Genomic DNA, 12,749 nt, shown 5'->3' on the forward strand with positions numbered 1-12,749 from the left:
ATAACTTCCCTGACAGTTAACGTCAGGGAAGTTATCATACTTGATGAAATTTTATTAATTCCGAAAGAACTTCAATAAGTCTTTTCTTAAGACTTATTGGCTCAATAACTTTAATAGATTTATTGTACGGTAAAAGTAAATAAGGTACATATGTATGTATTATATCTTTTTCAAGAAGAAAAACTGCTTGGTTTGAAGTCCGTTCTTGTAAATAATGTCCTAAAAACCAATGTTGGCAAATATCAGCCAATACACTTTTATCCCCATTAATAACCAAAGAAATAGTCCCTTCCTTATCTTCTATAGTTGGAAGAAGACCTTTTATAAAAAAGTCACGTGCTGAAAAATTTTCTGGCCGGTTAAACTTATTTTCTGTTAGCATTAGACTTTCAATTCGATCTACTCTAAAACTACGGATATCATTCCTAAGATGACAAAATCCAATCACATACCACTTATTATTCCAATAGATAATTTTGTACGGATCGACCAATCTATAATTTAATTGCTTTTCGCCACTTTTATGGTAAAGAATTTTTACTGAGTACCCGTCAGCTACGGCCTGCTCCAACTCCTTCAAAAAAGGTTCCATAGAGAGTGAACTTAATCGACTTATTACTTCAAGACTAGCTAAATGTTGGTTTATCTTTGTTTCCTGCTCTTGATTTGAGTATTTACTTAGTTTTGAAATGGCCCTATTTAGTGCTTCACCTCCATAATATCCTGCTTCTTCTGCAAAAACAGCAGCGTGAAATAGTGCAGTTTGCTCCTCAAAATCAAAAAAAAGAGGAGCCTCAATAAAATTGTTCAATAAAGTGTATCCACCGTTATGTCCTGGTTCTGAAATGATAGGTACGCCACTTGTTGAAATTGTATCAATATAACGATATACAGTCCTTATATTCATCTCTAACTTTTCTGAAATTTGTTTTGCAGTAATTTTTTCACCTGAACGAAGCATCCATAGAATTGCTAACATATTGTCAATTTTAGGCATATAATTCCACCTCTATATGAAATTTATTTTCAATTGTATATTTCCTATTTTTAGTATAACTCATCAACTGTTCCTTTCTGATAGCTTTCTATATAATGAGAACCTAGACACATTTGTAATTTCACAAATTTGATTTACAGTCATATCTCCCTCTTTATTAAGCTTTACTGCATGATGTTTATGGTACTTCTTTAACCGACCTTTACACTTTCCTTCTTTCTTAGCCAGTTCAATTCCTTCACGCTACCGCATACGGATAAGATCACGTTCTGGTTGGTTTACACCCGCCATAACCGTAATCTTGCACCATATGTCACCTTTTTGCTGGAAACATATTAATTTGCTAGGAGAATACCATTTTAATTCAGAGAAAGTGATCTCATTAGATTCTTTAAGGCCACTGAAACTTTCTTAACATTATTAAAAACGGGAGAATCTTCAGCAAAAAAGGTTTAGCATTGTAACATTTCCCTGACGGTACCCATAAAGAAAAAAGGCATTAATTATATGCCTTTTTTCTTTATCATCATTTAACTGGATAACAAACTTCTGTAACCCACTTATTAGGATCCGATTCCATCGCTGGGCTCACATGATAAATATTATACATTGGACCTGCTAATTCGTAACCTTCTGTCTCAATCCATTTTGCTGCAGCCTCATTTACAGCTGTCATTTGTTCATAACTTCCATTAACCGTTATGGAAGCTACATTAGTTGATTCAATATTTTTAAATGTAACGTCTTTTGTCTTTTCGTGCTTCCCTAAAATACTTAGCTGTATTTCTACATCTACATCATTTTCTTTGTATTCACGATCATGGAAAACTGCAATACTATAACTAGGATGGGCAATGCTAATATTTTTCATTTGTATTTCTTGCATTAATATACCCCATAAATCCCCTTCGCGATTATAAGATGGAATAACCTTTCTAACACTAGCTACATTTCTTTCTGGAATTTCTTTTATTGAAACATGATAGTTCATCTCAACAACATCCTCTCTCATCGTTTTCATTGAGGCTTCGAGAAGACGTAATTGTTTTTGGAGGTCATCCATTTCATCCTTTATTTGAGCACTACGATTTTCAAATTGTAATTTTATTACTTCCATATTATCGCTCTCTACTATTTCTTTAATAGTAGCAATATTGAATCCCATATCTTTTAACATTTGAATTTGATTTACTTTCTTTAATTGGGCTGCTGAATAATATCGATATCCACTTTGTTCATCGACTTTTACTGGCTGTAATAATTCCACTTTATCGTAGTGTCTCAACATACGTATACTAATGGAAGATAGTTTTGAAAAGTCCCCTATTTTAAATATATTTCCCTCCCATTAATTACCTCTACTTCATAGCTCAACTTTCTCCTAAACAATGACATCGTGTGAGAGTCAACTGTTTATAACGCTTGAATTATATTTCTTTAATTATTTCCCCTTATACTCCCTTCTGTCTTAGGGCTATAAAGATTGATATTAGTCCGTTCACAACTAATAAAGTTACTATAATACTTGTAAGAAAGGCTACATCTGCCGCAAATATTTTAATCGTATGCCATGGTGAGTTTGTACTATAAGTAAGAAGCGGGATGAAAATAATAGATACTAGTAGAAATAGACTCCCTATAAATAACCAAGTTAGTCTTTTAACAGTTTTCTTATGTTTATATTTTTTAATTAACATAATTGATATAATGAAAAGCGCGAATATAACTATAGACATAACAATTTGTATAAATGGTACGTTTTTAGGGGGATCAACCGGTACTTCTCCATTCAAAATACTAATAATCCCATTTTTCAATACCGATAGTGCTGGTTCTTCTAAAACATGATTTTTATTTGCTAAAATCACTCCACCCCAGCCACTTTTATTTAAAATAAAGATTTCTGCACGGGCATCAGGCGTTGATCCTGAATGCCAAATTATCGTTTCGTTTTCATTTATATTTGTTGTTCTTAATCCAAAACCATAACTTTTTTCTGAATTTATTTTATAAAGTGGTGAAAGAAAAAGATCGATGTTTTCTTTCTTTAAAAATTGAGTGTGCTCTTTACGATTCAAAAACATAAGAAATTGAATCATATCTTCTAAATTTGCAGTAATATAGCCATACGGTGCCCCGGCATTATCATAGGACACTACACTTTTTCTTGGAATACCAAACCAAGACTGATAACCTGTTAAATAATTTTTTTCGTATGCAATTTCTTTACTTGCTGCCGCGCCATTCATATTTAATGGCTGAAAAATATACTTTTCCATATATGATGAATATGTTTCATTTGTGACTTCTTCAATAAGTGCACCTAAAATAATATAATTCGCATTACTATATTGATATTTTTCACCTGGTGGAGCAGTTAATTTTACATTTGAAAGTTTCATTACATTTTCTTTTAATGCTGTAGAATTTTTGGATTGCTTATCTGATATTGCTAAGCCCTCATATGTACTGATTCCGCTTGTATGAGTTAGTAGATGTTGGATTGTTATAGTTGAGGATATTTGTGAATCTTTTAGTTTAAACCAGGAAAGGTATCGTTGAACTGGATCCTCTAATTTTAATTTTTTATCTTCTATTAATTTTACTATAGCTAAAGCTGCTAAAGATTTACTTATTGAGCCGATTGCAAATGGGGTTTTACTAGTTACCTTTTTTTCAGATTCTCCAGTAATTCCTATCGTTTTTGTGAAAAATACATCTTTTTTATGTACAATTGCAACAGAAGCTCCTGGAATGTTCTGCTCTTTTATAAATTTTTCAATATAGTTATCCAATGCAATTTTAATATTTTGCTGAGCGTAAACTTTTGCATCTGTAATACATAACATTAATACATTACAAAGAATATAAATTAGAGACATTTTATAGATTGTATTCTTCATTATGCTTTAGAGAGTTTTCTTTTTTTATAACTTACTAAACTAATAAAGACTACTACAGAGAGCATAAAACTAATCATTATTAATAATGAATTCCACCATTGATTTTCTGAAATACGATATAAAAGATTATACTGAAATGTAGTTTTACTATTTGTTGGATTTAATGATCTAGTTAAAAATATTGTAAATGTAGTTTGCGAGATGAGGTAAGTAATAACCGCGATGAATATGCCGCGTAAGATAGATTTGTTTAATTTCCCCTTTTCATTTTTCAATTGCTTCCTTTTAACTTGTAAATCAATCTCATTTATTTCTAAATAGTCTTGAACAAATAATTGAGGTGTACCTAAATCACCTATACTATCTTCACCATGTTCACGACATTCTTGAATATGTTCTAATATTTGTTGCTTAATATTTTCCCTTTCTTCTAAACTAATATCGTATTGCTTTAATTCCTTAAGTACGTCTGTTAAAAATTGTTTTTCTTTACCTAGTAATCTATTCCTCATTTCAGAAGGTCTCCTTTCAAACCGCTTTTTAGTAATGTTTGAATATCCGATTGCAATTCTAACCACTCATTTATTTTATTCTCAAGACGTATTTTCCCGTTTTCATTAATTTCATAATAAATCCTAACTTTACCACTGTCTGTTACTACTTGATAAGTATTAACCCACTCTTGATTTTTCAACTTAGTTAAAATAGGGTAAATACTTCCTACTCCTTTCAATTTTAAATTGTTTACTTCAAGTTCTTTCATAATCTCATAACCATAACTTTTCTTTTTCGACAAAATAGATAATACACACATTTCTAAATGACCTTTAATTAAACTTGTTCTATCCATAGGATAAATTTAACAGAAATATATACTTCATTCAAGTATATATTTCTGTTAAATCTAAAAAAACAGACAACAGAATGAAGATATTATAAGCAAAAGATATTACTTGCGAACTGTTTTTACCCCTAACAATCAGTTTTATAATATAATAATTACATAATATATCAACTGTTCGTCCCTTTTATTTTTCAATCTTTCCTCCAAATATCTTAGTTGGAAATGTAGTATACGGGACATAAAAATACTAAAAGATCCAATTCCTTAATTTTTACATTAAGAAATTGGATCTTCTTTCATTACCTTGTAATACTCATACTGCGTTATTATATAGAATATACGTTTTATATAAGTTATGTTAATAACACATAAACTAATAAAACTTTACTGATTACTCTCAAGACATTCATAAACCGCCATCATATCTCGTTTATCCAATTCGCGAATACGATTAAAAATTGGTATTTGCGAAACATCTTCTGTTAATAAGCTTTCATCCACAACATCACAAACTTTTCCAGTTAACCATGTTTGTACATCCACGCCCTCAACAACTTCTTTTAGTCCTTCGTCATTAATACCAGTTGCAGTACAAGTTACACATGGAATCGTTAGTTTAAATACACCATCATGTAGATTATCTTCCGTTATAACTTTCTTTCCTTTACAGAATGGACATGGATTACTTTTTTTAATTTTATTAATTTGGGTAACTAACTTTTTGTATCCAAACGCTTCGTATACATACGTAAGTTTTTTATATTTACCATTTGTGAAATACTTATCTATAATGTTTTCTCTCGTTTCATAAACATTAGGGAAATCACAAACAGTTACTTGATTATTAACACTAATGGATTCGATATTTCCTTTTATTTCGTCCCAGAATGGTAAGACATTTTGTAACACCATTTCGTAGTTTGAAAAGCTTGCCTGTTCTAATTCAAACATTTTCAGTGCAACTTGTGCTTTTCTTGGCAATAAAGAAACATCTTCTGTCAATCTCAAATCGCCACCAACAATAGATTTCAATTTTTGAAGTGCAGGTAAATCACCGACTATCTTCAACACTTCATCAATAGGTTGATTGATAATTTCACGAATATCGAAGTTAGCAAATTTAAGCGGTTTTTGATGATTTAATACCGTTCCCTCACAAATTGGACATGTTATCAATTCTTTAGAAGTCTTAATTTCCTCTTTAATAGCTGCTTTTGAAATAACAATATATCCACCAATAATCGTATTAAATCCTACCCATGTTCTGCGTGTCTTTCCTTTTTTATCATAAAATGATTTTTCAAAATATCCGTACCAAAACGTATGCTTTTCTTCTTCTGACATATCATTATAGCTCTTTGATAAATCGTGACCAAGCTCATTTTTAATTTCTTCAAATAAAAATTCTATTTTTTCATATTGATAAAATTTTAATACTTTCATGATTTCCGGATCAAATAAACCATCCCAAAATGGAACGTTTTTATCTTGAATTGCAATATCTTTATCAAAAACTTCAATTTGAAGGCGTCCAGAACAAGATGGACAATGATTGTCCTGTGAATAGAAATCAAAACTTCTCGTATCTTTATTAGTTGGATGAGCAGCTACCATATGATTAATTAGTCCACCAATTTCATATAAGAAACTATATTGACTATATAAATGTCTTTCAAGATCAATAGCAACAACAGGTGCAATTGTATCAGATTCATATTCACCATAAATTAAACGGGCCATTGATGATAAACTTTTTAAAATACCACCCTTATAAATGTTTTCGGCATTTTTAAAATAATTAATATGATTTCCTTCTAAATAGTGAACGCCTTCTTTATGCTTAAGCGCTGAAGAAATATGTATTTGCTCAGCATTATTCACACTACTTTTTTGACTATAATAATCTTCATGACTTACTACATCAAGATTCTTTATAGATTCAAGCTTTCTTTTCCCGAAATCTACAATATAATCAGAGCTTTCTAACATGTAACTATTATGTTCAATCATAATGATAGAGACTGATTTATCTTGCAATATCCCTCTAACACTATCTATAAATTGATTTAAAATATTTTGTGATAAACCTTTTGAAGGCTCATCAAAAATAAATAATGTATGTGGATTTCTTGTGTTTGCAAATAACTCCGAAACTAAATGAACACATTGAAACTCACCTGTTGATAATGTTTGTGTTTTTCGTTCTAACGTTAAATAACCAAGTCCTAATTTAATTAGTAGACTCAAGCGTTTATATGCAATATCTTCATTTGGAAGTTCATCTATAATATCCTCGATCGAACGCTCAAAAATATCATCAATTTCTTCACTATACTTTGTTAGTTTCTTTTTAATATCTAGGAAAGTGGCTACAGTTGATCGACTTGTAATGGATTGATTTCGATCTTGTCCTACCATAACTAATATATCTTTTGGATATCGTTTCAAGAAATCTGCAGCTAAACATTCATTGACAAGTGTAGATTTCCCACATCCAGATTCTCCTGTAACCGTTACAAGCCTATTTTTAGGAATTTGAAACTCCACCATTTGGATATTACGGCAATATAATTCTTGGAATGTATAATATTCTGTTGGTATTTCTTGATTTAAATCCGACAGTATTGGTTTTGGTCTTGGTGATTCTTGCACAATTTGTCCACCATATTTTCCGCTACCAGGTCCAAAGAACAATTGCTCATCTGTTGTATCCAGTACTGTATCCGAATGATCGATGAGCCAAATTTGATTTTTACACCCTAACTGCTTAATCTCTTCTAATATTTGTAATAATGTTTCATGATCAAGTCCAACTGAAATCTCATCAATAATAATTACAGCATTTTCACTTACTGCCATGAATTCAGCCAAATATAGTCTTGTTAACTCTCCACCTGACAACGTACCCATAATTCGATTTAAAGTTAAATAACCAATATTCATATTAATTATATTTTGCAGTATATGTTGCTTTGCTTCACTAATATTTAACTCTTCCGCTAACGAAAGAATAGACTCAACACTTAAATCATTTATATTTGAAATTGTATGTGGTTTAGCAAATAAATTTATAGTATGTTGTTCGATTTCTTCGCTATAACGTTTTCCGTTACATTTTTTACACTCAATAGTTTTAGTAGTACCTCGCCCTTTACAGCCAGTACACCAGCCTAACTGGTTATTGAATGAAAAAACCTCAGGTGAAAGATGAAATACATCAGCAAGTTTTTCACGTACCTCTGTGAAAATACCAGTATGTGTACCGATTGTTGAACGTGGATTGGAAGAAATCGATGATTTTCCTAGAAAAAGAACTAAAGGCATATCTTCCATCTTAATAGCACTAAAATTCGTTTCCATAATGTTAGGAAATAAATATTGATATTCAGCCTTTGGCAATAAAGAAACTAATCGTTTTTTTGATTCTTCGCCGATTGTTTGACAAAAAGTTGTTTTACCTGATCCTGATAAACCAGCGATTCCAAACGAATTATTAAATGGAATCACTGTATCTAATTTATTTATGTTATTAGCAATTAATTGATTTACTTTCATATTAACCTCTATTCTTATTTTTTCATTAAAATCATTTTTACAGTGTAATAATTACACAATGAATATAACCTTTTATACAATTTATCATCTCACTTCAATGATCTTATCCTTATATGTTTCAAACCATTGTTGCCATTCATCTTTAGAAAATGCTTTTTCTTTTCCTTCTAGTACGGCAGAAAAAAGATCTAAGCAAATATGCCAACCAGCTAAATCTTTCGGTGTGTGATCAGTTAATTCATGAATGTACTCTTTAAGAAGGAAAAGAGTACCACTTTCTTCTTTATGTATTTCAAATCGGACACGATCTTTATCCCAACTAAATTCTAGTACTGTGTTTAGTTGACATTCTAAAATATCAATATTTATAAATGAACCGTCCATCATGTCGAACTTTATTATTCCACCCGTTTTAAGACTTTCAATTTGTAAATTAGACATCCATTTTTTAAGCTTACTGTTTTCTGTTAAAACAGACCAAACTTCCTCTATCGAATATGAAAAATAACGCTCAAATTGTACTACATATTCATTACCTTGTTTATCTATTACAGCTAACATTATAAATTAACCTCCTTTCCGCCTAAACGAATGTACGTTCTATTTTTATTTTACATGATTTCAATTAAAAAGGAAATCACTATTACATCCCATTAATTTAAGAGGTTTTTGTTAACTCCAAAATTGATCGACTTATTATATATGAGAGCTCTAATCTAATTGACCATGCTTTTATCGGGTCAATAATATTATCTTGGTTAAGGTTGTTCACGTATTTTAAACCTTCTACCGCAATGTAACCAATATTAAAATCTGTAAAAGTATTTATAATCATTGGCCATTCTCCATCAGTCATTCTGCATTTAGAATATTTTATTATGTAATCAATTGCTTGTTTTGATAACGCACATGAACCAGCTGTAATATCTACTTGTTTCCCTAATTGTAATGACATAATTTTATTCGATACTGTTTCTGTAATTTTCCATTCTTCAGGATGTGTCTGAAAAGCTTTCTCCGTTCTGCCAATGATTAAGTAATCTACATCAAGTATATTTTGAATGAACGAATTAAGCTCAGCTGGATATTCTTTAATCCAAGTTAGCAAACGATCAAAATCACAATAGTGATAGTAATCATGATTATAGTTACTAACAAACTTCAAAGAATCCCTACGTGCGTTCCCTACTCCTAATTTTTCTACTATATTTATATGGAAGTTACATTCTGCTAGTTCTTTTACAACCTCTTTAGGTGTTACGTTACTAATTGTTATATATTTTTTATCATAATTTAAATTTAACAATTCCTCTTTTAGTTCTTTTATTGTAGATAATAAGCTCCCTGTTGGATCATGAGTAATGCATGTTAATACCACTTGTTTTATAGGTTGCATAGTATATTCATCCCCTTTGCAAAATAAAAAGCAGAAAGAACACTTTCTGCTTTTTATAATTACTTGCTTGAAAAACTTATCATTTAATCGCATCAACAATTAAAGATGGAAAACCAAGTTTATCACCTTTATTTCTAAAATCATACCTTTTCGAACGGAAAATAACACCGTCATTTGCATCCCATTCGTTGCAATAAAACTGACCATTTTCATCACAATATTCAAGTAAAACTACCTCAAATCCAGCAATTTTAAACATTTCCGTTAATGTTTTATAATTATGAACAATTTTATGACTTGCTGCTGGATGATCTTTCGGACCAGGTCCGCCTATTTGAACTATATTTTGGTATGCTTTGTCTCGGAAAAATGCATCAGGAACACCGCACCGAATGTGCCCTACTGGCTTTAAAAATTCATAACAAATTTCTGCTGCCCTTACACCTTCTTCAAAAGTAAGGTGTTCCCATACATGCTCAGCTAAAATAGCTGAAATAGAATTGTATTCAAATCTTTCTTCCCACGTAACTTTATCTAGTAAATTAAGTTCATCTTCTTGCGTTTGTATCCAACCTGGATTATTATTAAACACCCCAGCTCCGACTACTACTTTAATTTCGTCTTGTTTTATTGCCATCACTTTCACCTCGTAAACATTTTAATTATTAATATATTCTATGTTTACTATTATCCTTCCTTCTTCAACAAATTTAGTAGCATGAATCTAGTACAATACCGAACTCATCCCCTAAAAACTATCTAATGTAACGATTTTTCTTACAGAAATATAGCACGCCAAACATTATCACAAAACCAATCACGTAAAAACTTGTTGTTCCGCTGCCACCAGTATTAGGGATTACCCAATTATTTTTCACATTTTTCACTGTTAGTTTTTGTGTCCTTACCGCTTCTGTAATTTCTATTTCTATTGGATCTCTAAGTAACATATATCCGTTTGGCGCTTTTATTTCTTTAATCGTATACTTTCCAAGTACTAACTGGTTGGAAATCACCTTTCCTTTTTCATCCGTTGTTAGTCTAGTAACTTCTTTACCTTCTTTATCTAAGACTTGAAATACAGCACCTTTTAGTTTTAAATTACTATCCTTATCATCTACTTTCTCAATTTCAAATTGCCCAGTCGGATCTGGTAATTTTTTATTCCCTATATTAATTTCTACTACTGTATCTTTTTCTATTTTTACAGCTATTTTATCTTTTAATAATTCATAACCTTTAGGTGCTTCTACTTCCATTAGGGTATAGTTACCTATTGGCAATTCTTTTGATATCGCTTCTCCTTGTCCATCTGTTACTAACTCACCAACTACTTTTTTATTTGCATCTTCAATATGAAACTTTGCCCCTGCTAGCTTTTTATTTTTATCGCTCGTATCTACTTTTACTAACTTCATTTTCCCCATTGGATCTGGTAATTTCTTATTCCCTATTTTAATTTCTACTACTGTATTTTTTTCTATTTTTACAGCTATTTTATCTTTTAATAATTCATAACCTTTAGGTGCTTCTACTTCCACTAAGGTATAGTTGCCTATTGGTAATTCCTTTGATATCGCTTCTCCTTGTCCATCTGTTACTAACTTACCAACTACTTTTTTATTTGCATCTTCAATATGAAACTTTGCTCCTGCTAACTTTTTATTTTTTTCTCCCGTATCTACTTTCACTAGCTTCATTTTCCCCATCGGATCTGGTAATTTCTTATTTCTTATTTTAATTTCTACTACTACATCTTTTTCTACTTTTACAGTTATTTTATCTTTTAATAAGTCGTAACCTTTAGGCGCTTCTGTTTCTACAAGAGTATAGTTACCTATTGGTAATTCTTTTGATATCGCTTCTCCTTTTTCATCTGTTACTAACTCACCAACTACTTTTTTATTTGCATCTTCAATATGAAACTTTGCCCCCATCAATTCTTTATTATCATTATTACTATCTATTTTTTTTATCTTTACTTTTCCTGTACTAGGCTTGTTCCAATGTTGCCAATTAAATTTGAAATTGTGAAATTCAAATCCACCAGTTTGTTGTACTGCACCGACAAATGCTTGTCCATTAATCGAACCGCCTTTTGTTTCTAATACAGCATTTGGAGCAAACACACTCCCAACGACACCATATCCCTCTGTTGTGATCTTTTTTGCATTAGGAAAAACCCAAATCACCTTCCCGTATAACTCAGTGAACGGTGAATTAGGAGAATAGGGTTGTGATGTGGGAATAATATCTGTAGCCCTACCAATATTATTCGTGTCATATAAGATAGCACCATTTTTAAATGTAACCTCTATTGCATCCGAATACATAACGATAAAATCTTTTCCTTTAGCATTAGGTAAAAAGACATCTCTTATATCTAAATTGATTTTCCCTACCATTTCTGATGAAACATAAATATTAGGATTGTTTATATCTTTTCCGATTCCATAACTCATATTTGGAATTGGGGTATTCGTTTTATATTGACCTGCATTTTTACTGACTTGGTTCACTATGTTGTGAAATTCATTAAATTTCGCGTCAATTTCTAGTTTTTCTTTATAAACGATACGATCATAAGAAGATTGTATGATACGATCTGGATCACTCTCTTTTGTCATTACGACTATTCCGTTTTGAATGATAAAAGATTCCTCTCTTGATTTTTTAAATTTTCCAGACAATAACAAGGATGGATATCCCTCATCATCCCATTTTTCCCCAACTATATTAGATGTTCCCGCTGCTGCACCTACAATTGTATAACCAGATGCATCCATATCACCTTGAACTGCAATTGCTCCTTCAATGTCGCCACCTACTGCTATATGGTTACCAAAGACAACAGCATTATAACGCGATATATCCCCTAGACCTTCTAAGTTAGTCGTGGATCCATATGCTTCTTTTGGTGCATATACGACAAAACTTACACATAACATTAACAAAACCATAAAATGAATACTTACCAACTTTAATCGTAACCTCAATTCCTTTGTTCCCACCTTTACCGTATTTTTTCTACAGTCGAATAAAGTGAAACTTTTT

General features: G+C 31.1%; 10 protein-coding genes and 1 pseudogene. All 11 read right to left on the reverse strand.

From position 1 onward, the window contains the following. Positions 1-34 precede the first annotated feature (34 nt). The 11 genes and pseudogenes from QCI46_RS14755 to QCI46_RS14805 all read right to left on the reverse strand — a co-directional run bounded on the left by QCI46_RS14755 (position 35) and on the right by QCI46_RS14805 (position 12,691). The gene (locus QCI46_RS14755) at positions 35-997 is read right to left on the reverse strand and encodes a helix-turn-helix transcriptional regulator (RefSeq protein WP_353840684.1); all 963 of its coding nucleotides are present in this window, start codon (positions 995-997) and stop codon (positions 35-37) included. 63 nt (positions 998-1,060) lie between these two features. Continuing rightward, a pseudogene (locus QCI46_RS14760) lies at positions 1,061-1,297 on the reverse strand (helix-turn-helix domain-containing protein); the annotation flags it as partial. A 226-nt stretch (positions 1,298-1,523) separates the two neighbouring features. After that, positions 1,524-2,333 (reverse strand): MerR family transcriptional regulator, encoded by an 810-nt coding sequence (locus QCI46_RS14765; protein WP_353841876.1) that lies wholly within the window; start codon positions 2,331-2,333, stop codon positions 1,524-1,526. 115 nt (positions 2,334-2,448) lie between these two features. Further along, positions 2,449-3,900, reverse strand: coding sequence for a serine hydrolase domain-containing protein (locus QCI46_RS14770; protein ID WP_353840685.1), 1,452 nt, complete (start codon positions 3,898-3,900; stop codon positions 2,449-2,451). Continuing rightward, complete coding sequence (locus QCI46_RS14775; RefSeq protein WP_166704921.1) at positions 3,900-4,412, reverse strand: DUF1129 domain-containing protein; 513 nt, start codon at positions 4,410-4,412, stop codon at positions 3,900-3,902. The genes QCI46_RS14770 and QCI46_RS14775 overlap by 1 nt, the downstream gene beginning before the upstream one ends. Then, complete coding sequence (locus tag QCI46_RS14780; protein ID WP_306638939.1) at positions 4,409-4,714, reverse strand: PadR family transcriptional regulator; 306 nt, start codon at positions 4,712-4,714, stop codon at positions 4,409-4,411. Before QCI46_RS14780 ends, QCI46_RS14775 begins: the two co-directional genes overlap by 4 nt. A gap of 414 nt (positions 4,715-5,128) precedes the next feature. Continuing rightward, complete coding sequence (locus tag QCI46_RS14785; RefSeq protein WP_353840686.1) at positions 5,129-8,299, reverse strand: ATP-binding cassette domain-containing protein; 3,171 nt, start codon at positions 8,297-8,299, stop codon at positions 5,129-5,131. An 84-nt stretch (positions 8,300-8,383) separates the two neighbouring features. Then, a complete protein-coding gene (locus QCI46_RS14790) occupies positions 8,384-8,860 on the reverse strand; it encodes an SRPBCC family protein (RefSeq protein ID WP_353840687.1) in 477 nt (158 codons plus the stop codon). A gap of 97 nt (positions 8,861-8,957) precedes the next feature. Continuing rightward, the gene (locus tag QCI46_RS14795; RefSeq protein WP_353840688.1) at positions 8,958-9,695 is read right to left on the reverse strand and encodes a hypothetical protein; all 738 of its coding nucleotides are present in this window, start codon (positions 9,693-9,695) and stop codon (positions 8,958-8,960) included. A 79-nt stretch (positions 9,696-9,774) separates the two neighbouring features. After that, positions 9,775-10,332 carry a class I SAM-dependent methyltransferase gene (locus QCI46_RS14800; protein ID WP_353840689.1) on the reverse strand — a complete coding sequence of 186 codons (558 nt, stop codon included), beginning with the start codon at positions 10,330-10,332 and terminating at the stop codon, positions 9,775-9,777. Between the two features lie 118 nt (positions 10,333-10,450). After that, complete coding sequence (locus tag QCI46_RS14805) at positions 10,451-12,691, reverse strand: MSCRAMM family protein (RefSeq protein WP_353840690.1); 2,241 nt, start codon at positions 12,689-12,691, stop codon at positions 10,451-10,453. Between the last annotated feature and the right edge of the window lie 58 nt (positions 12,692-12,749).

Origin of the sequence: Bacillus cereus group sp. RP32 (genome assembly GCF_040459735.1) — a bacterium.
GTDB lineage: Bacteria > Bacillota > Bacilli > Bacillales > Bacillaceae_G > Bacillus_A > Bacillus_A wiedmannii.

Excerpts from the sequence above, each read along its gene's own strand:
- QCI46_RS14755 (WP_353840684.1), bottom strand. The coding sequence starts at position 997 with ATGCCTAAAATTGACAATATGTTAGCAATTCTATGGATGCTTCGTTCA.
- QCI46_RS14770 (WP_353840685.1), bottom strand. The coding sequence starts at position 3,900 with ATGAAGAATACAATCTATAAAATGTCTCTAATTTATATTCTTTGTAAT.
- QCI46_RS14775 (WP_166704921.1), bottom strand. The coding sequence starts at position 4,412 with ATGAGGAATAGATTACTAGGTAAAGAAAAACAATTTTTAACAGACGTA.
- QCI46_RS14780 (WP_306638939.1), bottom strand. The coding sequence starts at position 4,714 with ATGTGTGTATTATCTATTTTGTCGAAAAAGAAAAGTTATGGTTATGAG.
- QCI46_RS14785 (WP_353840686.1), bottom strand. The coding sequence starts at position 8,299 with ATGAAAGTAAATCAATTAATTGCTAATAACATAAATAAATTAGATACA.
- QCI46_RS14790 (WP_353840687.1), bottom strand. The coding sequence starts at position 8,860 with ATGTTAGCTGTAATAGATAAACAAGGTAATGAATATGTAGTACAATTT.
- QCI46_RS14795 (WP_353840688.1), bottom strand. The coding sequence starts at position 9,695 with ATGCAACCTATAAAACAAGTGGTATTAACATGCATTACTCATGATCCA.
- QCI46_RS14800 (WP_353840689.1), bottom strand. The coding sequence starts at position 10,332 with ATGGCAATAAAACAAGACGAAATTAAAGTAGTAGTCGGAGCTGGGGTG.